19 protein-coding genes are annotated in these 23925 nt (G+C 29.8%); 5 read left to right on the forward strand and 14 right to left on the reverse strand.

Features of this window, described 5'->3' with window-relative positions; translation table 11 throughout:
* Nucleotides 1-30 precede the first annotated feature (30 nt).
* Entirely contained in the window at nt 31-1008 is a 978-nt protein-coding gene (locus tag H527_RS0109425) for a ribonucleotide-diphosphate reductase subunit beta (protein ID WP_027412482.1), read from the reverse strand.
* Nucleotides 1009-1401: 393 nt separating this feature from the next.
* Nucleotides 1402-1971 carry a DUF3109 family protein gene (locus tag H527_RS0109430; protein WP_027412483.1) on the reverse strand — a complete coding sequence of 190 codons (570 nt, stop codon included), beginning with the start codon at nt 1969-1971 and terminating at the stop codon, nt 1402-1404.
* A gap of 112 nt (nt 1972-2083) precedes the next feature.
* Here H527_RS0109430 and H527_RS0109435 point away from each other — a divergent pair, with 112 nt between their 5' ends.
* Both H527_RS0109435 and H527_RS23515 read left to right on the forward strand, forming a co-directional pair.
* Nucleotides 2084-2656 (forward strand): MarC family protein, encoded by a 573-nt coding sequence (locus H527_RS0109435; protein WP_027412484.1) that lies wholly within the window; start codon nt 2084-2086, stop codon nt 2654-2656.
* Between the two features lie 31 nt (nt 2657-2687).
* Nucleotides 2688-2888: a hypothetical protein gene (locus H527_RS23515; protein ID WP_081414585.1), complete on the forward strand. Its 201-nt coding sequence runs from the start codon at nt 2688-2690 to the stop codon at nt 2886-2888.
* A gap of 15 nt (nt 2889-2903) precedes the next feature.
* Here the strand turns inward: H527_RS23515 and H527_RS0109440 are convergent, their stop codons facing one another.
* From H527_RS0109440 to H527_RS0109455, 4 genes are all read right to left on the reverse strand, one after another.
* Nucleotides 2904-3212 carry a hypothetical protein gene (locus H527_RS0109440; protein WP_027412485.1) on the reverse strand — a complete coding sequence of 103 codons (309 nt, stop codon included), beginning with the start codon at nt 3210-3212 and terminating at the stop codon, nt 2904-2906.
* 16 nt (nt 3213-3228) lie between these two features.
* Nucleotides 3229-4812 (reverse strand): S41 family peptidase, encoded by a 1584-nt coding sequence (locus H527_RS0109445; protein WP_027412486.1) that lies wholly within the window; start codon nt 4810-4812, stop codon nt 3229-3231.
* Nucleotides 4812-5243, reverse strand: coding sequence for a deoxycytidylate deaminase (locus H527_RS0109450; RefSeq protein ID WP_027412487.1), 432 nt, complete (start codon nt 5241-5243; stop codon nt 4812-4814). Before H527_RS0109450 ends, H527_RS0109445 begins: the two co-directional genes overlap by 1 nt.
* An 86-nt stretch (nt 5244-5329) precedes the next feature.
* Nucleotides 5330-5914 (reverse strand): HupE/UreJ family protein, encoded by a 585-nt coding sequence (locus H527_RS0109455; protein ID WP_027412488.1) that lies wholly within the window; start codon nt 5912-5914, stop codon nt 5330-5332.
* Between the two features lie 596 nt (nt 5915-6510).
* On the opposite strand from H527_RS0109455, the gene H527_RS23115 reads away from it, so the two are divergent.
* From H527_RS23115 to H527_RS0109470, 3 genes are all read left to right on the forward strand, one after another.
* Complete coding sequence (locus tag H527_RS23115) at nt 6511-10512, forward strand: chemotaxis protein CheB (protein WP_051316708.1); 4002 nt, start codon at nt 6511-6513, stop codon at nt 10510-10512.
* Nucleotides 10499-10921 carry a response regulator gene (locus H527_RS0109465; RefSeq protein ID WP_027412489.1) on the forward strand — a complete coding sequence of 141 codons (423 nt, stop codon included), beginning with the start codon at nt 10499-10501 and terminating at the stop codon, nt 10919-10921. The genes H527_RS23115 and H527_RS0109465 overlap by 14 nt, the downstream gene beginning before the upstream one ends.
* A gap of 278 nt (nt 10922-11199) precedes the next feature.
* Complete coding sequence (locus H527_RS0109470; protein WP_027412490.1) at nt 11200-12942, forward strand: phytoene desaturase family protein; 1743 nt, start codon at nt 11200-11202, stop codon at nt 12940-12942.
* A 59-nt stretch (nt 12943-13001) separates the two neighbouring features.
* On the opposite strand, the gene flxY is transcribed toward H527_RS0109470, so the two are convergent.
* The 8 genes from flxY to H527_RS23120 are packed head-to-tail and all read right to left on the reverse strand — an operon-like array spanning nt 13002 to nt 23923.
* Nucleotides 13002-14297: a flexirubin biosynthesis putative acyl-CoA ligase FlxY gene (flxY, locus tag H527_RS0109475; protein WP_027412491.1), complete on the reverse strand. Its 1296-nt coding sequence runs from the start codon at nt 14295-14297 to the stop codon at nt 13002-13004.
* Nucleotides 14294-15970 (reverse strand): acyl-CoA--6-aminopenicillanic acid acyl-transferase, encoded by a 1677-nt coding sequence (locus H527_RS0109480; protein WP_027412492.1) that lies wholly within the window; start codon nt 15968-15970, stop codon nt 14294-14296. The genes flxY and H527_RS0109480 overlap by 4 nt, the downstream gene beginning before the upstream one ends.
* A 46-nt stretch (nt 15971-16016) precedes the next feature.
* Nucleotides 16017-17543, reverse strand: a complete 1527-nt coding sequence (locus H527_RS0109485; RefSeq protein ID WP_027412493.1) for a phytoene desaturase family protein — start codon at nt 17541-17543, stop codon at nt 16017-16019.
* A 15-nt stretch (nt 17544-17558) separates the two neighbouring features.
* Entirely contained in the window at nt 17559-21239 is a 3681-nt protein-coding gene (locus H527_RS0109490; RefSeq protein WP_027412494.1) for a 1-acyl-sn-glycerol-3-phosphate acyltransferase, read from the reverse strand.
* On the reverse strand, nt 21232-22422 hold the full coding sequence (locus H527_RS0109495; RefSeq protein WP_035087756.1) for a DUF2062 domain-containing protein: 1191 nt from the start codon (nt 22420-22422) through the stop codon (nt 21232-21234). The genes H527_RS0109490 and H527_RS0109495 overlap by 8 nt, the downstream gene beginning before the upstream one ends.
* A 22-nt stretch (nt 22423-22444) precedes the next feature.
* On the reverse strand, nt 22445-22939 hold the full coding sequence (locus H527_RS0109500) for a hypothetical protein (protein WP_027412496.1): 495 nt from the start codon (nt 22937-22939) through the stop codon (nt 22445-22447).
* Nucleotides 22940-22948: 9 nt separating this feature from the next.
* Nucleotides 22949-23317, reverse strand: coding sequence for an ApeI family dehydratase (locus tag H527_RS0109505; RefSeq protein WP_027412497.1), 369 nt, complete (start codon nt 23315-23317; stop codon nt 22949-22951).
* A 6-nt stretch (nt 23318-23323) separates the two neighbouring features.
* Nucleotides 23324-23923, reverse strand: coding sequence for a porin family protein (locus H527_RS23120; RefSeq protein WP_027412498.1), 600 nt, complete (start codon nt 23921-23923; stop codon nt 23324-23326).
* Between the last annotated feature and the right edge of the window lie 2 nt (nt 23924-23925).

Genomic DNA, 23925 nt, shown 5'->3' on the forward strand with positions numbered 1-23925 from the left:
TGAATATGTTTTTGCTATGAAAATTCCATGCTAAAAATCTGCGTCAAAGCTTATTTTATTCTCTTCGGTATCTTTATTAAGTACTCCTGCTTTTTGATATTCTGAAACTCGTTTTTCAAAGAAATTAGTTTTTCCTTGTAAAGAGATCATATCCATAAAATCAAATGGATTTGCCGTACCATATTCTTTTTCACACTCTAATTCTACCAACAATCTATCGGTAACAAACTCTAGATACTGTGTCATCAATTTTGAATTCATTCCAATCAAACTTACCGGAAGTGATTCTGTAATAAATTCTCTTTCGATATCCAATGCATCAACAAGAATTTCGCGAATTTTATCTTTTGGAACCTTGTTTATTAGGTGTTTATTATGAAGATGAACTGCAAAATCACAGTGTACACCTTCATCTCTAGAGATCAACTCGTTTGAAAAGGTTAGTCCTGGCATCAATCCTCTCTTTTTTAACCAAAAGATAGAACAAAATGCTCCAGAGAAGAAAATACCTTCTACTGCTGCAAAAGCAATTAAGCGTTCTGCAAAGGAATCAGATTCAATCCACTTTAATGCCCAATCTGCCTTTTTCTTAATTGCTGGAAAGTTTTCGAGTGCATTAAACAAAATATCTTTTTCTTTTTCATCTTTAACATAAGTATCAATAAGTAATGAATATGTTTCAGAATGAATATTCTCCATCATAATCTGAAAACCATAGAAAAATTTTGCTTCACTATACTGCACTTCATTTATAAAGTTTTCTGCGAGATTTTCATTTACTATTCCATCAGATGCAGCAAAAAATGCTAAAATGTGTTTGATGAAATATTTTTCATCATCACTTAATTTAGTTGCCCAGTCTGTAATATCCTGATGCAAGTCAATTTCTTCTGCAGTCCAAAAACTGGCTTCTGATTTCTTATACCACTCCCAAATATCATGATGTTGAATTGGAAAAATTACGAATCGATCTTTATTTTCTTGCAAAATAGGTTCTACAGCACTCATCTTAATTTTCTTTAACTTTTTTGTAATTTTTTTCTTCTCAAACGGTCTTACAAAGATCAAAAAATACGTTAAAAGTTTCACCAAAAGTTAGCAAACGTTTTCAACAAAGTTTTCAACACGAAGAGAAATAGAGACAAAAAAGATCAATTACAAAATTAAGTATAAATAAATGACTATCAATTATTTAGTTCTTTTTTGAAAATATCAAATTAGGTAATGATTACCCTTGAGAACCTCCCATTTCTCACTTACTAACCGCGTTTTATGAACAGAAAATTCAAAAGGTAGAAATATGCTAATTTACGGCTAAACCGTAATTAAAAATTTTATGTTTTTTAACAGAAAAAGATATCAAAAAGAAGAGATTTAATACTTAAAAGCAGTCATTAATGGTTATTTTTTTAAACCTGCTGCCACATTTTCGAGTTCTGCATACCAATCTTCTCCAAATCTTCTGACTAAGGCTTCTTTTACAAATTTATATACTGGAACTTGTAATTCTTTACCTAATGTACAAGCATCATCACATATTTCCCATTTATGATAATTTACAGCAGAAAACTCAGTGTATTGCTGAACTCTAATAGGGTACAAATGACAGGATACTGGTTTTTTCCAATCTATTTCTCCCTGGTTATACGCTTCTTCAATTGCACATAAAGCAGTTCCTTTATCATCAAAAGTCACATATGCACAATCTGCACCATTAATTAAAGGTGTTTCTAACTCTCCTTCTTCCGTTTTTACATAAATCCCTTGCTTTTCAATAGCATCTATACCTTCTTTTCTTAAATAAGATTTTATTAAGGGATAAATTTCTTCAAGCTTATGTATTTCTGATTCTTCCAAAGGCGCTCCTGCTTCTCCATCAATACAACAAGCTCCTTTACAAGCAGAGAGGTTACACATAAAATCTTTTTCTATGATATCCTCAGAAACTATGGTTTTTCCTAATTGAAACATGGGACAAAGATAATTCTTATGCCATAATTTTTTACAATTTATTCATCTTTTTATAATACCTTTATTCTATAAAGTCTAATTACATTTGCACAAATTTTTGAAACTATTTTTTATGAACTTTAATTTTAAAGAGATATTAACTGCAAGCATGATCTTATTTGCTGTAATAGATATCGTAGGAAGCATACCTATTATCATAGACCTTCGTAAAAAGGTAGGGCATATACAAAGTGAAAAAGCATCTATAGTTGCTGCTATATTAATGATTCTTTTTCTTTTTGTAGGAAAAGAAATCCTAAGCTTGATTGGGATAGACGTTAATTCTTTTGCTGTTGCAGGATCTTTTATTATTTTCTTTTTGGCAATAGAAATGATACTTGGCATACAATTATACAGAGATGATGCTCCAGAAACGGCAGCAGTTGTTCCTCTTGCTTTTCCTTTAATCGCAGGAGCTGGAACTATGACTTCTATATTATCTTTAAGGGCAGAATATCACACTATTAACATTGTAATTGCAATCTTAGTTAATATTGTTTTTGTTTATATTGTTTTAAAGTCTTCCCGTCGAATAGAAAAAGTTTTAGGCAAACAAGGGATTAATGTTGTTCGAAAAATATTTGGTGTAATTTTACTTGCAATAGCTGTCAAGTTATTTGCCACCAACATTAAGGATCTTTTTTAAACAAAATAGAAACACTAAATACATATAACAAATGAGATATTTTATATACACATTAATTATTATTGCAGTAAGTTTAATCATCTATAACACTACGCATATAGACTTTGAAAATCCATTAATCAAAGATAGCAAAACCGCTCTTATAGGTGTATTTTCTTCTTCTTGTGTAGTTGTATTACTATTAATTTTATTGATATCAAGAAGTATTCAAGAAAAGAAGAGAAGCAAATAATTTTTCACAAAAAGCTTAAAAGACAAAAAAACAGGCAATAATTGCAGGAGGAATAGTAATTACTGTTAATATCATAAAAAAATTATGTAATCGCCTAAACATAAGTGCTGTCATTAACGATTTCTTAAGTTTTTTATCTTCAGAATTACGATGTATATGCTCTCTAATTATATCTCCTGATACATAAGAGGTATCTACCAGAATGTCATGTTTTAAAAAGATAGAGGCACTATTATCTAATAATCTAAAAGCAACTGCAATAATAAAGAAAAAGAGTGGTGAACAAATTCCTATAGCTATTAAATATTCTTCAAATTCTGACATATTTAGGGGGTATAAGTTATTCTTTTTTCAAAAGCGACACTACTTTATTAATCATTACATCATCTTTATTTATAATTCTTTCAAATGCACCAGCACCAAAAAGTTGTTGTGCCATCGTAGCTTTCAAATATTTTTTCAATTGATCTTCGTAATCCTTTAGCTCTATTTCTACACCTCTTCTTCTTGCATATTTTAAAAAATCTTCTGCAAAATCATCATCAATATTGATTTTCTGTTCAAACTCATCTTCGGATAAGCTATTATAATACTCTCTATCTTTATCTAGTTTTTCAAATACATAACCTCCCATACGACCAGAACGAAGCATATAATCTAATGTTTCTCCAACACGCGTTGTATCTTTCCTTACAAATATATCTGGAATAATACCACCGCCACCATAAACAATTTTACCTTTTGGTGTTTTAAATCTCAAAGAATCTGCTACCTGAATACTATCTGCACTTTGTAATTCCCCATTTTTATATCGTTCCAGATATTCGTTAAAATATTCTTTATTACCATTATCATAAGGTTTTTGTATAGAACGCCCTGTAGGAGTATAATATCTTGAAATTGTTAATCTAACTGCACTACCATCTCCTAACGCCATTTCTCTTTGTACCAAACCCTTACCATAAGATCGTCTACCTACGATAACTCCTCTATCATTATCCTGTATTGCTCCTGCAAAAATCTCACTAGCCGAAGCTGAGTTTTCATTAATTAACACATAAACTTTTCCTTTTTCAAAAACACCTTTACTGGTAGCATAGTTATTTTCTATTGCTCCTTTTTTATTTTTAGTAAACATAATAAGAACATCGTCCTTAAGAAATTCATCTGCCATTTTTAATGCAGGAGCAATAAACCCTCCTCCATTATCCCGAAGATCAATTACAATATTTTTAGCTCCCTTTGTAATTAATTTATTTAATGCTACTTTGAATTCTTTATATGTGGTTTCTGCAAAACGATTTACCTTAACATAGCCTAATTTATCTTCTAACATATAAGATGCATCGACACTTTGTAAAGGTACACGACCTCTTTTAACAAGCACATTAAACACCCCTTTACTTTTTCTAAAGATTTTAAGTTGTACTTGACTATTTAATTCTCCTTTTAACTTATTTGCCAACCCTTCTCGTACAAGACGTTCTCCATACAAAGTATCCATATCAGCCATTAAAATTCTATCTCCTGCTTTAATCCCTGATTTTTCACTAGGACCACCTTTTATTGTGTTAATTACAGATATAGTATCTCTATATGGATAATAACTAACTCCTATACCTATAAAATCACCTTGCATACTTTCTGTAATTCCTTCTAACTCTTCTGTGGGGATATAAACAGAGTGTGGATCTAGGTTTTCTAATATTTGATTTACAGCAACTTCTACTATACTATCTGTGTTAATCTCATCAACATATTCATAATCAATATAATCAATAAGTCTATTGAGTTTTTCTTTTTTGGAATTATAAGAAAATAATTTTGCTGATGGGTTACTAAAATTTAGTTTACTCCCCAAAAACACCCCAACACCTATAGCCAGGCCTAAAAACAAAGGCAAGTATTTTTTTGAATATCCCATTACTCTTCTAAATCTGTAATCTGTTCTATTTCTACCCCTGCTTTTTCAAGAAATTGCAAGCCTGAATCGTCTTTATAACCTAATTGATATACAATACGTTTTATTCCTGCTTGATGTATTAACTTACTACATTCTTTACAGGGAGACAAGGTTATATATAGTGTTGCTCCGCTACAAGATTGTGTAGATGACGCTACTTTAGAAATAGCATTTGCCTCTGCATGTAACACATACCACTTTGTATAGCCTTTTTCGTCCTCACATGGATTTTCAAAACCTGTCGGGGTTCCATTAAATCCATCAGAAATAATCATTCTATCTTTAACAATAACCGCTCCAACTTTTTTTCGTTCGCAGTGAGATAGTTTCCCCCACTCATTTGCTATTCTAAGATACGCTTTATCATATTTGAGCTGTTTTTTTTTGGACATAAAGTAGAAAAATAACAAATGGATAATAATTCAAAGTACGAATATATTATTACGATGTGGCAAATACAATCTTAATCCTTACTTATTTACCAAATTTTATTTGCGATAAGCATAGGTATTACCATTCCTATTACAATAGAAGAAATGACCAATACCCAATCTCGTTTTGAAAACCTAAAAAAAGTCTGAACTATAAAGCTAATAATTAAAACCAGTAAAACGATAACTATTTGTGCTCCTTCGACACCTAAAGCAAATTCAATTAATGGTAAAATTTTAGAACTAACATTACTACTAATTGCCTTAAAATAACTTGAAAAACCTAATCCATGAATAAGTCCAAAGAAAATAGTTGCTCCATACAAAAGTCCCATTTTACCGCTTTTTGAGGTGTTTTTTACTGTAAAAACAGCAAACAAACCTGTTATTAAAATAGTAAGCGGTATTAAAAACTCTATTAATTTGGAATTTACTGAAACTACATTATACGATGCTAAAAACAAAGATATGGTATGCCCAAGTGTAAATAACGTTACTAATACTAAAATTCGTTTCCAGTTATCAAAAGTATACCCTACAGTAAGTACAATTAAAAAAAGGATATGGTCATAAGCGTGCCAATCCAGCACATGACTAAAGCCTAGCTTTACATAAAGCCAAAATTCTGACATATTATTAGATTTTGAGGTGCGGGTACCAATGTACAATTAAATACAAGAATGAGAAAATTCTTAAAAAATTCTTACCAAAAATTTAAGAGATAGTCCACGCCTATTTTGCTTCAAACATTTACCTTATTAACTAAAAAAGTTCCTCTTATATTATACGATTGTATAAAAATATGAGTCCTCGAAATAACATAACAAATATTCTTTATGAAACAATTCTCTCTTTAGTTAACTCCCAAAAGATACTATATCATTATAAATAGCTTAAAAAAATGACAAATATTATAATTCTTATACTAAAACAAAAAAAATGATAGTAGAAATTAGTGTTTTTCTTTCTAATTTTTATGACCTCTATATTCTTATACCTCATGGATACCTTTAGGTAATTATTCACTTTAACAACCACACTTAAAACACATTACGCTTTCACCTCAAAATAGTTATGGAATTAACAATAATATGGATTTCAGTAAAAAAAATCCTTTATTATTTTTTATATTTAAAGATAAAACCCCCTGCTTTTAAAATTTTAAAATTTCATCAGTAAAATAAACTTTATTTTAAATTATTTCTTGACTAAATACTGAGTTAAACGAATGGAAAAAATAATACCTAAAAAAGAGGGAGAGTTTTTTTATATAATTGGCATAGGAAGCTCTGCTGGAGGTTTAAAAGCTTTAGAAGGTTTTTTTGATCATTGCCCAACAGATACTGGCTTTGCATTCGTAATTATCCAACATTTATTTCCTGATTATAAAAGTTTAATGCCCGAACTTTTATCTCGACATACATCAATGGATGTCAAAGAAGCCAAAGAAGGAGATAAAATTGCACCAAATCATATCTATCTTATCCCAGAGACTAAAAACATTCAGATTAAACATGGGAAACTAAACCTTACCAAACGCCCCCCAAATAACCAAATAAACTTTTCTATTGATATCTTTTTTAATTCTTTAGCTATTGAGAAAAAAGATCGAGCGATTGCTATTATTTTATCAGGAACAGGATCTGATGGCACCAAAGGAGCTAAGTCTATAAAAGAAGTTGGTGGTACTATATTTGTGCAAAGTCCTGAAACTTCTGATTTTGATGGTATGCCAAAAAGTGTTATCTCTCAAGGATTAGCTGATTATGTTATCGCTCCAAAAGAAATGGGAAATGAACTTGTAGAATTTGTTTCTCATCCTTATTATGTGTATCCAAAACTTACAGAAGAATTTTCGGATAATGGAGAACCTTTACTTCGTATTTTAAAAATAATCAAAAACTATACTGGATATGATTTTTCTTCTTATAAAAAACCAACTTTACTTCGACGAACAGCAAAAAGAATTAATATTACAAAATCTCAAACTGTAGAAAATTATATCAATTACCTTCATAACAATCCAAACGAAAAATTTATCTTAATACAAGAGTATTTAATTGGCGTAACCAAGTTTTTTAGAGATCAAAACGCTTTTGATATTCTCAAGAAGAAAGTTATTCCCAAAATAGTTTCAAAAAAATCAAAAGAAGAAGTCATAAAAATATGGGTAGTGGCATGTTCTACTGGCGAAGAAGCTTATTCAATCACTATTCTATTAGAAGAATATTTACGAAAAAATAATCTAGCTATTCGCTACAAAGTTTTTGCCACGGATTTAGATGATCGCGCTATTGAGAGAGCTACCAAAGGTATTTATAATAAAAATATTGAATCTGAAGTACCTTTTGAAATTTTAAGTAAATACTTTCTTAAAAAAGAAAACAAATATCAAATCTTACCTAATATTAGAAAAAATATTATTTTTTCTAAACATGACATTTTACAAAACCCACCCTTTAATAAAATGGATCTAGTTTCTTGTAGAAACTTGCTTATTTACATGGAAAATAACATACAGTTTCAGGTATTATCTAGCATACACTATGCTTTAAATCTTAATGGGTATCTTTTTTTAGGGAGTCCTGAAAGCCTTGGAATTTTACGGAAAAATTTTACAGAAATTAGTGCTAAATGGAAAATCTACAAAAATATTCTTTCTGAACGTGTTATAAATATAAACAGAAACGATATTTGGAGAATACAAAAAGAAGGAAACACAAGGCTTCAATCTCTACGTTCAGAAAGTTCTTTAGAGGATAAAATCGAAAAATCCATCAATAAATTATTAATGGATGAATTATGTACTGTAAGTGTTTGCGTTGATGAAAATTTTGAAATCATCCATGCCTCAGGAAAATTAAAAAAATACATACAATATCCTGACGAAGGATACTCAAATAATTTATTAAAAATACTCCCTGATGAATTAAATATACCTATTAAAGCGTTAACTCGTAAGTTATCTATTAACTCTAATGAGATTATAAAAAAAGATGTTAGATTTATTATAGACAATAAATCAAAATATATTCGCCTTATAATATGCTTATACGATATTATTTCTACAAATAGTCGTTTATTTTTAATTACTATTATAGAGGAATCCGATCAAAAAATTATAGACAAAAACACCTTAGTTCCTGAGCTTATATCTAATGATAGTCAACTAATAGAGCTTAAGGAAGCTTTGAGTGAAACTAAAGAAAATCTTCAATCTACAATAGAAGAATTAGAAATCTCTAACGAAGAAATGCAAGCCACTAACGAAGAGCTTCTTGCATCCAATGAAGAATTACAAAACACTAATGAAGAACTACAATCTCTTAACGAGGAACTACACACCGTTAATACTGAATTACAAGAAAAAAACATAGAGCTTATCCAATTAAACTCTGATGTTGAAAACTTGATGAAGAACATTAATATCGGAACCATATTTCTAGATAAAGATTTTAAAATTAGAAAATACACTCCATCCATTCACGAGCATTTCCAGTTACGTACAAAAGACATAGGGCGTTCTATAACTCATTTTTCTGGAACTTTGGGAGGCAAAGATTTAATTCGATATTCTAAAGAAGTAACACAAACATTACAACCCTATAAAAAAGAAGTTATCAATTCTAATGGAAATTGGTTTTCAATGCAAATTTTTCCATATAGGAGTCAAGAAGATATCACACAAGGAGTAGTCATTAATTTTATTAATATACATGAATTAAAATCTCTTATAGAGGAAAAAGAAAAGCTTAATAGTTTTCTAACTCATTTAAACAATTCTAGTCCAGCATTTATCTACATCTATGATGTTATAGCTAAAAAAAGCTTGTACACTAGTTCTAATATTTGGGAAGCTGCTGGATATACCTCGAAGGAAATTAAGGAAATGAAAGAAGATGTTGTGAAAATAGTTGTACATCCAGATGATATTAAAGCAATTAACGCTCACCATGAAAAATTAAAACATATTAAAAATAATGAAGAATTACAGCTTGAATATCGTTTAGTACATAAAAACACAAGAGAATCAGTATGGATATTAAGTACCGACAAAATAAATAAAAGAAATAAAGAAGGAGAAGTAAAATCAATATTAGGAGTAGCTCTGGTAACAACACCTACAAAAAAATTGACTCACCGATTAAAAGAAAGCGAAGAGCGATTTAGATTGGCTGTTAAAAGTACAGGGTCTGGTCTCTGGGAGTGGAGCAACATAACCACAGATGAAGCTTGGTTATCTCCAGAATTATATAATATATTAGGGTATACTACAAAGGAAGTAGAACCATCTTTTAATAGTTTAATAAATCTTATTCACCCAGATCAGGTCAAAAAATTCAAAAAAGAAATAGAAATACATATAAAAAATGAGAACCCTTTTAAGTCTGAAATACAATTAAAAACTCACAAAGAAGGGTATAAATGGTTTAGAATTAATGCACAGGTTAAAAATAATAGTGTTGAAACAAATAAAAAAGTAGTAGGTACTGTATTAAATATAAATGAACGTAAGGAATCTGAACGTAAAATGAAGGAGCTTAATATAGAGCTTGAACGTTTCGCCTACCTAGCTTCTCATGATTTAAAAGAACCTTTAAGAACTGTAACTAGCTTTACCAAATTATTCAAAGATGAGTATGGTCAAAAAATAGATCAAAACGGAAGACAATATATTGATTTTATAGAGAAAGCATCAGCAAGGATGATAACCCTAACCAATGACTTACTAATATACTCTCAATTAGATGATAAGTCGTTAAATTTTGAACATATTAATATAAATGATATAATTTCTAAAATCCTTGAAGATCTTCAAAATACTATATCAGAAAACCAAGCTAAAATACAAGTAGAAAAACTTCCTAATACTATCTGTGACTCTTTACAAGTAAGACAACTGTTTCAAAACCTAATTTCTAATAGTTTGAAATACAGAACAAATGATATTCCAAAAATAGAAATCGGTTTTACAGACCGAGCTTCTTCTATAGAGTTTTTCGTTAAAGATAATGGGATTGGAATTCCAAAAAAATATCAAACCAAAATATTTGAAGTTTTTAAACGCCTACATAGCCAAAGTGAATACGAAGGAACTGGTATTGGTCTTGCTAACTGTAAACGTATAGTAGATAACCATAATGGTAAAATATGGGTGAAATCTAACCAAAATAAGGGTTCTACGTTTTTTTTTACAATCCCTAAAATGAAAAAAAATGAAAAAAATTGATTGTGTTTTATTAGTAGATGATAGTCCCTCGACTAATTTTTATAATAAAAAACTTATAGAGGTTACAAAAGAAGTAAACCACATATATAATGTCGAAAACGGTTTAGAAGCCCTGAATTATATTTGTAAAAAAGGAAAATTTAAATTACATCCAAGGCCGAATATAATTTTTTTAGACATTAATATGCCTAAAATGGATGGTTTTGAATTCTTAGAAAATTATTCTAAACTACCAAAAAAGAAAAGAGCTGATATGATAATAGTTTTTCTTACTACATCAAACTGGGCAAAAGATAAGTTAAAAGCATTAGAAAGTAATTTGATTTATACTTTTTTAGAAAAACCATTAAGAATGGAAGATCTAAAAAAAGTAAGCGTTCATTACAAAAACACTTACACCTCTTTATGATAAGAATAAAAACATATCGGATTAAGAAAAATTAATAACCTCGGAGCAAGCTCACGAGGTATGCTTCCGAAAAATATATTTTGTTTTCGAGGCAAGCCTCGAAGAATTAAACTCCACAAGGTGGATTAAAACACCTAGAAAATAATCAAAATATCTTCGATTATCGTGTTGTTTTTCTTAAAAAACTATTTTGGGTTATATACTTTTAATCTATAATTCATAAAATATAGTTGTATCATTACAGCTATATTTTACCTGTTCCTTTTTTATCTTAAGTAATGAAAGACAACTCTCAAAAAATATCAGATTTAAAATCAAAAGACATAAATAATACTGAAATAGACACCATCATTATAGGTTCTGGTGTAGGAGGACTTGCTTCTGCTATTTGTCTTTCCCGTGCGGGACAACGCGTATTAGTTTTGGAACAGCATGATGTTCCAGGGGGCTGGTGTCATAGTTTTTATTTAAATGGTTATCGTTTCACTCCTGGAGTACATTATGTAGGTTTATTAGACAAAGGGCAATCTACAAGCGAATTATATAAAGGTCTGGGAATAGCAAATGACCTTGCTTTTTTTAGGATGAACACTAAAGGATATGAACATTGTTGGATTGGAGATGAACGTTTTGATTTTCCTGCAAATTTTGAAAAATTATGTAACTCACTATCAAAGCGTTTTCCTAAGGAAAAGAAAAACATTGTAAAATACCTTGCCATGGTTCGCACAGTGAGCCGCCAAATACAACTAATCCCTAAAATGAAAGGTTTTTGGGATCACGTTACGATTCCTTTTCGCACAAAATACATGGGTAAATATGCTTTATTCAGTTTAAAGAAAGTTATTAATTGGTATCTCAAAGATCCATTACTCAAAACGATCCTAAACATGCAATACGGCGATCATGGATTACCACCTGGCAAAGCAAGTTTCCCGTTACATTGTGCTGTAATGGATCATTATTTTGATGGTGGTTTTTATCCTATGGGAGGAGGAGGTGCCATAGTAAAAGCAATGACTAATATGATCAAAAAACACGGTAGCGAAGTCCGTACCGGTCAAAATGTAAAGCATATATTATTAGAAGGAAAAAAGAAAAAACGTGCTATTGGAGTTGAACTTGAAAATGGAGAGCAAATTTTTGCAAAAAGAGTGATTTCTAATGCAGATCCAGGCAAAACTTACCTAGATATGGTAGGCAGGGATAATATAAGTAATAAACTATCAAAAAAACTAGATAAAACAAAATACTCATGTACATCGCTTATGCTATTTTTGACAATAGATATGGATCTTCGTAAAGCGGGATTAGACTCGGGTAATATTTGGATGATGTCCAAAAATGAAGATATGGATAAACAGTTTGCAGAAATGCAAAGGATAGATATTGAGCAGGGTGATGAATTTGCTGGTCTTTTTATAAGTTGTACAACTCTTAAAGATCCAATAAGCTTTGATGGCAGGTATCATACTATCGAAGTTATTACTTATATTAACTATCAAGCTTTTGAAAAATTTAAAAATGAGGATAAAAAACGTTCTCCGGAATATTTACAATTCAAAAAAAAACTGACTCAAAAATTTATTAATAGCTTAGAAAAAGTAGTTCCTGGGATTAGCAAGCATATTGTACATAAAGAATTAGGCACTCCTATTACTAATAAATACTATATAAATTCAACTAACGGATGCGTATATGGTACTGAAAAAAGTTTACGCCATATAGGGCCTTTTGCTTACAAACCAAAAAGTGAGATTGAGAATTTATATCTATGCGGTGCTAGTATTGCATCTCATGGAGTAGCAGGAGCTAGTTATTCTGGAGTTCAGACTGCTGCAATAATACTTAAGTGCAGACAAGACGATCTTATTACTACAGATGCAAATTTAGATCAGGATATTCGTATTTATGATGCTGAAGATCCTTCTGGCTATCCGGATTGGATGCTACGCAAAATGGAAATCAAAAAAGCACGATTAACAAACAATATTAAAATATTTTCTTCTAATTCATTATAATACTCGTTTAACTTTATTCAATTTTAGAAATACTCTTTTTTACTACTTTTAAAACAAAATCATTCTGTTTTTCTTTTATCAATAACAATTACAGGTTTTCTACTTAGTTTAGGAAATTGGAGTTTTTGAATATCTTTTTTATCATGAAATTCAATTTTTGGGGATACTCGCAGCTTTGCTCTAAAATGATCTTTTATATCATGAAGTAAATCATCTGTAGGGTTTTGCGTATCTATTTTAATTAAAATTTCATCTGTACCTATTTCATTATGAAAAATCTCGATGATATAGTTCTCTACTTCATTAAAATCATTGAGGATATTATCCATCGCTGGTGGATATAAAGTTGTTCCTTTATATTTAATCATTTGTTTTTTTCTTCCTACCACAGGACCTAAACGCATTGTATTACGCCCACATGCACAACTTGACGTATGTGCCTTAACCATGTCTCCTGTTTTAAACCGTAATAAAGGCATTGCTTCTACCCCTAAAGTAGTAATGGTAAGTTCTCCTATCTCCCCAAAATAAACAGGGTCATTATTATCGTCTAAAATTTCTACAATAATAAGTTCTGGATGATGGTGCCCCCCTTGTTGCTCATTACACTCTGTAAATGCTGTATTCATTTCTGTAGAGGCATAGGTAGAATATAATTCTATATCCCAATTTTCTTTTATATTCTTTGCAAGGGTATTTAAAGTAAAATCTTGATTTCTAAGAGGTTCTCCTATACAAATAGCACCTTTAATTCCTGAAGCATTGATATCAAGATCATGTTCTTTGGCATACTTAATTAGTTTTAATAAAAATGAAGGAACTACAATTAGATAGGTAGGTTTAAACTTTAAAATAGAATCCCATTGTAATTCAGGAATCCCAGCTCCTACCCGTATAATTCCTGCGCCTAATTCTCTAGCACCTAAAAAATAAGCTAACCCAGCCATAAAACGTCTATCTATAGTGGTCATTAATTGCAATACATCTTCTTTTTTTACGCCTGCACAAGCAAAAGAGATGGCTTCGTTATACGCTAGTCTTTTTAAATCATTATCTGTTAATGCAAAAGTAACTGGTTCTCCCAAGGTTCCAGAAGTAGTAACGTAATCAATAATTTCGTTTCTTGGTACACAGATAAAATCATCATTAAACTGTTGTAATTGTTCTTTGGTAGTAACTGGTATTTTAACCAGATCCTCAAGCGTATTTATCATTGAAGGGGTAATATCATGCGCTGCAAAAACACCTTGATAGTAGACAGAATGTCTATCTAAATAAGATATTAATTTCTTTAATTTTTGCTCTTGTACCTTTTTAATTTCAGCTAATGGTGCTTTTTCTATTTCAGGAATCATTTTTTTAATTTCCTTTTTAATTTTTGAATATACGAATCGATCTCACGTTTATCAGCAACTGTCGTAATCTCTTTATTTTTTGCTTTTTCAAAGGCTTGTAATGCAGCAGTATAATACTTTTTTTTATAATAATACTTACCTACTAAATAATACGTCTGCCAATACTCTGGGTTATTATCTTGAAAAGTAGTAATAAAAGAGGGACTTAACATTTCTTTTTTGTCTATTGCTTTTTGAATATTTTTCCTCGATTTTCTGTAGTTTTCATAATCTCTATATGCTTTAGTATATTGAAAAGGATCTCTTTCAATATTTAAATCAGGTTGGGATAGTCCTTTTTTTGTCTTCTTTTTACTAAAAATATCGTTTAGATTATACGCAACAAATTCTCCTAATTGATAGGGGTTTGAGGATACCCAAGCCATACGATCTTCTGGTTTAAAAACAATACTATGATGTGCCAATAACTGATTTATAGCTTTTTCATTACCATATCCTATCTTTTTATTAGCTAACCCGTACTTATTTCTAAGAATATCAACAGCTATTTTTGGAGTTACTTTTGGCTGCTGTTGCAATAGCTCCTGCATTCTTTGATACCGATATTGAGAATGACTTTCTGCAATATGTTTTATATTGTTTTGGTCATCTGCATAGGCTTCACTTTGAAAGTGATTAGAGCAAATTAATTGATTAGAGTTGGCGACATCATAAACACCAAAGTTTTTGGGAGATACTTCTATTGTAATCGCTTTTTTATCTTTTGCACTTCCTACTAATATAGATTCAGATACAAAAATTTTTCGCTTTTTTGCAATCGCAATAGCTTCATTTATAGTCGAAGCGTACTGTAAAATCTCACGAGTTACAATTGAAATCGGTGTTTTTGCTAATAAAGGAATTTTAGATTTTCCTGCATTAATAGTTACTGTAAGTCCATGTTCGTTCATCCCTGAGACCACCCCAATCATTCCTCCCCAAGTTACAGACATAAATTTATGACCTTTTGTTGGGTTTACAAAAGCAATGATTTTATCTTTAGCAAAGTCATCACCAGCATAAAAATCAAAATTCCTACCAATAATCAAATCGCCGTCTACGGTTTTTTCTCCCCAGGCAGCAAATGAAGAACACCCTACTAGTGCTAAATCTTGCAATGCATGTCCTATATCATGCGCTCCGTGAAGATATAGTATTCTTAGGTAGTTTTTTGCAATATGATCATAATCGTTTGACGCATATTTTGAAAGCCCATATATTTCTGCTTTATATTCTGAAGGAATGTGTAAATACATTTTCCTATTATACCAGGCTACAATTTTTCTCAATACATATTGTTTTGTTTTTGAAGGTACTAATTCTCCAACCTTAGATAGAAAAGCGTGCTCTTGTTTTTTAAACAGTTCTTGTGTCAGACTTCCAGTTTGTAAACCGATTTGTAAAGGATCTCCTTCTACATAAAGTTCCCATAAGCCTTGTTTGTTTTTACTAAGAAAACTATTTTCTATAGTAAAAACAGAGTCCGAAATTTTAATTCTTTCTTCAATAGAAGAAGAATAGGCACTAACATCAGGGATATCCTTTATAGACTTAGAAACTCCACAGGACATTAGAGCAAAAGAGAACACAAAAAAGCATACCCATTTTGTAAAACAAGATATTTTTAAGAACATACTTTTTTATTTTCTATTCATTTTTTATCATAGTTCAAATAGTTTTTCATCCTTTATTGGCTTCTAGTATTTTATCGAGCAAATAATCTTTTCCTATTATTTCTGAACATGTAATAACCGCACTTATCGTAACCCCTAAAATACCATGCATGTTTAAACTCTGACCAGTAAACATTAAATTTTCTATTTTTGTTCTTGGAGATATAAAGGAGTGCATTGGTTTATTAACATCTTTAACATAACCATACATTGACCCTTTATTACTACCAATATAATCTCGATAAGATAATGGTGTAGATGTATACATTTTCTGAATACAATCTCTTATGTTAGGAAATTTTTTCTCTAATTCTATTATAAGTTTTTCTGCTTTTTCTGCTTTAAACTCTTCATAAGTCTGCCCTCTTTCATTTTTATTTTCTACTGTGTTAACTGTATTTTTCCATGGTTCAACTTCCTCATATCTCATATATGTCATAACAGCAATACTATCTCCATATCGATCTGTATTTTTATTAATCCCCATAGACATCATGTATCCTTCTGGCCAACTTTGTTGAGTATAACTTTGGGCATCCCAAACTCTATCTGGATGATTAAAATGATAGAAGTTTTTATTTTGATAAACAAAAGTATTCGGTTTTAGCACCATATATAATGTAAACGCTGCAATGGTACTTTCTATCTTATCTACTCTATTTACATAAGATTTTCTAAATTTATCCTTGCCTGCAAGCTTTAAAGTAAGTTTGGGTTCAATGTTAGAAATAAATAAATCTCCGTTTATTTTTTTACCATTTTTACATATAACAGAATTGATTTTACCATTATCAAACTCGAATTTAATAACTTCATGATGCTTATATACTTCACCACCTTGTTCTTTTAATCTTTTAATTAAAATCTTTGTTATCTGGCTACCTCCATTTATACATCGATATGAGCTTTCGATATATGAATTAACACATAATGCATGCACATAAAAAGGTGTGCGGTCACTATCTCCTGCATATAGGTAATTTGTTCCTGCAAGTACGCTCTGAAGTTTTTCATTATCCGTAAGAGAATTAATATATTCTTTTGCATTAAGTGAAAAAATTTCATTATCATCAAAGTAAGGAGCACCATGTTCTAACTGGTAAAGCGGAAATTTACGACATGTTTCTTTTAATTTATTACAATAGGCTCTAATCGCTTTTTCTTCTTCTGGAAATTGATCGACTAAGGTTTTTATAAAATTTTCATAGCCTTGAGCGTGTTTATACTCTTTTTCATCTCCTTCAAAAGTTATGATATCAAAACCATCTTCATCTAGTTTTTTCAATTTTAAATCATCAATAATCTCAATATACTTAAAATATTGATATAGATTTTGCCCCTCAGAAAGTCCTCCAATATAATGTACTCCTGTATCAAAAATAGTTTTATCTCTTACAAAAGTTTGTAAATTACCCCCGTATTGATTGTTTTTTTCTAACACACACACACTATAACCTTCTTTCGCTAAAATAATAGCAGAAACCAATCCTCCTAAACCACTTCCTACAATTACAACATCATAATTCTCTTTCATTCTTTGAATTTTACTTTATTTCCCTAAAATAATCAGACTACCCTTTTTGCATATAATTTCAAACCCTAAATTAGTAATTATCTGCTTATGTATGTCCTTACTTTCTTTTAATAAAATCAATAGTTTGATTTTATTACTGAAGAGTTTTTCTAATTGATTTTGTTTGACTAAGGCTATGTTTATTATAAGAACACTTGCCTCATACGACGAAATTTCTTCTATATCATCTAAGCAAATAATTTTGCTATGATTATTAGAAATAAAGCTATTTCTAACAACATTTCTGGTATCTTTTTTTTCTATATAATTAATAATTTTCCTGTCCGTACTATCTAAAGATAATAGAAAATCTAATTGCCCCGAATCTTTTGAAATATGAAGTATCGTTTCTTTTTTTCCGACAGTGTCTATAATTATTTTGTAAATTTCTTTATTAATTTTTAGATCTTTTACTACTTCTTTATAAAGAAGGTCTCCTTTGTATCTATATTCTTCAAGAATAATATTATTAAAGTATTCATCATGCTCTATCTCATTTCTGAGTTTCTCAAATTGATTTTTAAAATATGCTCCAATTTGTTTTGTTTTTCTAGCATAGTTTTCTCCAAAACTAGCATCGTTTACTTTTATTCTATCTAATATTTTTAAGGTTACACTGCCGTCTTTAATAATAAAACTTCCTTTAGGGAGAATTTCAGAATTTCCGTGAATAAGTATAGGAATGATGTCTAATTGAAATTGCTCGGCTAGATAAAATGCTCCTTTATGAAATCGTTTAATTTTATTAGTATTGGATCGTGTTCCTTCAGGAAAAGCAATAAGCGAATACCCTTGGTCAATTTTTTTCTTTAAATGCTCTAATCCATTCTCTATACCACTAGACACTGGGTAAAAACCAGCTAACCGCACTGCTTTTCCAAAAAAAGGAGAGTTATACACCCAATCATTGACCAAAAAAATAATTTTTGGGTATAACATTCCTATCACCAAAATGTCTAAAAAAGAAGTATGATTAGCAATAATAACTCCTGGCTTCTCAAAGGTTTCATTACCTTGATTAATTACCTTTTTACTTATAAAAGGATTTGTATACAATACTGATTTCATAAATTTTGACATTATTTCATGAAACCATTTCATTTTGATTTTTTTAGGTAATGGGACAATTTTTATCAGAAACACACTAAATAGCGAAAGGAATAGACCTCCTAAACCATAGTACCCAAAAGAAAGAACTGAATGTATAAATAACCTAAGCATTGTTGGTCTTTTTGTTTTACTTCCTATAAAAAGCCTAAATAACTGGGGCTGAATAGTAAATGAAACAACAATTGCAGATAATATTCCAATAATAGAAAGTAATGATATCGTATATAACGCAGGGTGTTTGGCAAATATTAAAACACCTACTCCCAAAATAGTAGTAATAACAGATAAAATAATAGATGTTTTATGGGTTGCTAATGCTTTTTCTCCTGTTCTATATTCATGCAGTAACCCATTAGTCATAAAAATACTATAGTCGATCCCAAGCCCAAAAATAAAGGTTGAAATTATAATATTAAAGATGTTAAACTCTAGTGAAAATAATCCCATTATACCAATTGTTAACAACCATGTGATTGCTATAGGAATACTTGTTACCAAGGTAAGAGATAAACTTCTATAAAATAATAAGAGAATAAGTAATACAACAATTAATGAGTAACCAACTAGTTTATTAAAGTCATTTTTTAAATTCCCTAAAAAGGTTTCATTCATATGCTTCCTGTCGATAACTATGGTCTGGGATTGGTCTTTAAAAACATCAACTATATACTGTGCATTTTCATCTTTTACTTTAACGAGTGTTGTTACTGTTGTGAAATCATCTTTTGTTGTTATATAATCTGCAATAGAAATCGTATTTAAAGCATTATAATCTGTAATTTCAAGGGGTTTAAAATCAGACTCTAAGAGTGTATAAAATGCTCCAAAACTAGTAGATTTAAAGCCTAGTTTGTTTCCGCTTTCAATAAGATTAGCTTTTGTATTTGTTATTGTACTAGAATTCCAAAAAGAATTCCATCTCGAAATTCTTTCTTTTTGAGTCTTTTCTGAATAAATTAAAGATCCAATAGAGCTAAAATCGATAACTTTCCCTTCATTTTTTAGTAGTTGAAGCTTTTCGAAAATCTTGTCGTTTATTTGTAAAGCGCCTTGCTCTGAATTTTCATAAGCCGCCAGATAAATTGATTTTGAAGCTATATTGGTTAGTGCATCTAATCTTAATTGTGCATCTTTTAATTCTTGTGGTTCAAAGTTTAGTTTAGAAATATCCTTATTAAATTGGACTTTGTTATAGGTAAACACGCTTACTATTAACAACAATGTTAATGTTATAATTACCCATTTGTTTTTATGTAAAGGATATTGGGCTGCATTATCAATTAATGTTGTTTTTGGCTTTTTCTGAGAAGTTTTTTTATATACTTGAGGTATAAAAATTAATGCAAAAAAAGAGGATCCTACAACACTAATTGCTGCAAAAACACCTAAGTCTTGAAGTGCTTGTGAATCTAAAAACAATAAACACAAAAAAGCTAAAGCTGTTGTTAGACTACTCATTAAAACTGGAATAGTGATTTCTTTGTAAACTGCTTTTATATTAGAGCTGCTTCTTATGTGTGTTAGAATATGAAGTGAATAATCTAAAGTCACCCCTAGTAATACAGAACCGATACCCAGAGATATTGCAGAAATTTTTGCGCGAATTAAATACAATAAAGCAATAGCTAATAGCCCTCCAAAAATTGTTGGAACAAATAAAATTATAGGAATAGTAACTTTTTTATAAAAGAAGACAAGTATGATTAATAAGATAGTAATCGCAATACTAATCGTTAATTGAATATCTTGTTTTATTTGTTGAGCATTTGCAACAGCAATTAAAGTCCCTCCAAAATATTCACTCTTTACTTTATCTTTAAAAAGATCATTAAGTTGATTATTTATTCGATAAAGATCCTCTACAAACGTAGCATTCTTGGCTGTCTCGCTAGATTTTAACTTAGGAGTTATAAATAATAAAATATGATTTTGATCTTTACTAAGTAAAAAACCATTGTGCAATGTGAAACCATCACCAAAATTAAGTTGTTTTAATTTTTTTAATGCAATAAATGACAGCCCTAACGGATCCTTTAAAATATTATCTTTTGCAATGATTCCTGTTGGAGAAACTAAAATTTTATAATTACTATTGGTTATAGCTTCTATACTATCTTTTTGAATTTTGTTTTTAATGATATTATAATCATTTTTTTGTAAAAAAAGAGGAAGATTTTTATAGACAAACTCCAAGGTATTAAATATCTCCTCTTCTTTAACATTGCCTTGAATTTGCTTAATGTTTTGTCCGGATTTTGCAGTAATACTATCTATAAGTTGTGAGGCGTATTGTGTAAGATCATCAACAGAACCTTGAGGTTTCCTTGTGATATTGACAATAATTTTATCAGCAAAATTTACTGTTTTTAATACTTTTTGAATCTCAGAAGTTTTATCGCTTGAAGGAATCAGCTTGGTAATATCTTCTTCAAATTGAATTTTTGAAGCTACAAAAAACAAAAAAGACATAATGATTACTAACGTCCCAAAACCTACTATCTTTCTAGAAACAATAGCCTTATAAAGATTATAAAAAAAGCTATTCATTATGATTTATTTTTTTATGAAAAATTACAAAAAACACATAGCTAAAAACTCCTAAAAGAGTTGCAGAAATTATGGCTAAAGAAAAACTGCCAACAATATATGTTTTAAGGTGTTTAAACACTTCAAAATCTGTAGATATTTCTTCTATGGTATAAGAGTAGTTTGTTCCTAAGATAAACTGTCCTATTTTAGAACTTGCATATATTATAAAGGGAATAAAAGGAGGTAAACTCAAATTTGAAAACCCAAACGCTATAACTTTATTTAATTTTAGAGTAATCGCTAAAAAAAAAACAAGCACTGTGTGAAATCCCCAAAAAGGGGAAAGACCAATAAAAGTACCTAAAGCGATTGATAGTGCTTTTTTTGTTGGTGAATCATGGCTACCTAAAAAATCTTCTACAAAAAATCGTTTAATTCCTTTTTTTTTAAGATTTTGAAAAAAATTTCGTGGTTTAATATATAAAAAAGTAACCATAACCAGCCAAGTATTAAGTATACTTATTCTTGTAAAATCTTTAAACGGTCTAAAATGAGAAACCCTTTCTGTTTCGTCATATAATACTTTAACAGGAACATTTTTTACAATAATGTCGTTCCATGCTGCCTTTACAATAACTTCTATTTCAAATTCAAATTTTGAGGTGTAAAAATTCAGTTTTGCTAATTCTTCTAACGGGTACAATCTATATCCGGATTGTGTATCCTTAAGTTTTATACCTGTTTCTACCCAAAACCAAAAATTTGAAAATTTGTTTCCAAAACTACTTTTTTTAGGGACACTTTCTTGGTTCATATTTCTTGCTCCAATGAGCAATATGTTTTTATTTTCAGCCTTTTCTAAAGCTGTAATAAAAACAGGAATATCCTCAGAAAAATGCTGCCCATCAGAATCTATAGTAATTGCGTACTTAAAATTATGCTTTTGTGCATGAGCAAGCCCAATACGCAAAGCATTACCTTTTCCTTTGTTTTTTGATAAATGAATTTGTTGAATTTGGGGATATTTCTTTAGTATTTCTAATGTGGCGTCTGTAGCACCATCATTTACAACAATAATATTAGTGGTATAAAGTAATACTCCATCAATAACACGTGCTAATGTTTTACAATTATTGTAAGTAGGAATTATTACGCATACTTTGAATAAGTCAATTTTTTGATTTGTAAACTCTTTTATCAATCAATTATAAGTGTTTCAATATTTAAGGGATCAAAATTACTGCTTTTTCTTCTTCACTAAAAGCTTTCGATTGTAAAATATACTCTCCAATATGGTTTTTTAAAATTTCAGGTTTTGTAGTTTTATATTCTTTAAGTATAAATAGTTTATCCTCTTTTATATTCGATTTATACTTTAATAATTTAGGAGTATTTTCTTGAATTCCTATACGTATAAATCGAGGTTCAATAGCATTTGGTGATTTATCTATAGCTAATTCTATATAAGTTACCCCTTCTATAAACAATCGTTTTTTTTCTTTAATACTTTTTTCATACTTAGCTTTCAAGGCAATAGCAGCTCCTTTATAGGCTATTAAAGCTGCATTATTTGCTTTAGTAATTGCCGATAGCTGTTTATTAAGTGCCATTACTTTTGTTTTATCATGAGCCGCTTCTCGATACGCAATTCTAATCACATCTAGATCTACGGATAGAATAGTAAAAAATAATGATATGAATACAATTAAAAATTTCATGATAATAATTTACTTTATTTTAAAGTTAGCAGTTAACTTTAATGCTATTGTATCTTCAAATGTAGTTACATTTTTTACTTTATACCGATTATCCTCTATTTTGATTATATCTAAAGTTAAAACTAAATCGGGATTTTTTTCTGGATTTATAATAGCCATAAATTTGATATTATTAGAAGATTCCATAAACAACTCTTCTTCTACAATGCCCTCTGCTAACTCTTTTATTATTTGTATCATACAAACACCAGGAGTAACCGGATTCCCTGGGAAATGTCCTTTAAAAATCTTATGATTCTTGTTGATAGTAATTGTAACTGTTGAAATATTTCCAACAGTTATTAATGTGTTTGTTTTGTAAAAATCTTTTAATAACATAAATAATTAGAAATTAAATCTATATGACAGGCCAAGTTGAAAAACTTCATTGAATTGATTTTTTTCTTCGTACAATAATTGTTCTTTTGAAAAATCATGAAAATCTCCAGAAAAAACATCTAGTGTTCCTTGTTTATACCTAGCCTCTATAGTTAGGCCATTTTTAAACTCATACCCTAACCCCACGGCAATTGAAACATCTATAAACGTGACATCATTACCTTCCTCTCTGTTTATAAGGCTTACCGGAGTATCATCAAAATCAAAATCAAAACCTGGGGCTATTATAAAATGTAAGCCTGTACCTTTGATAAAAAATTTATTTGTTGCTGCTATTGAAATATAATGAATTTCGACATTATCTGCTGTCGGAAATTTAGTTTCTCCTCCTTGATTTGAATATCCTACTTCTGGTTGAAGAGCATAAAATTCTGAAAACCTAATATTTACAAAAGCTCCTAAATAAGCTCCTAATTTAGTTTCTAAATCTGAATTGGAAAGGTTGGATATATTAGCTCCTCCTCGTAAACCAAAAGATGTTTTGTTTTGGGCAGATACGATTCCAAAAACACCAAAAAACATTACTATTACTAAAAGCTTTTTCATTT

It is taken from the genome of Aquimarina muelleri DSM 19832, from assembly GCF_000430665.1.
Classification (GTDB): domain Bacteria; phylum Bacteroidota; class Bacteroidia; order Flavobacteriales; family Flavobacteriaceae; genus Aquimarina; species Aquimarina muelleri.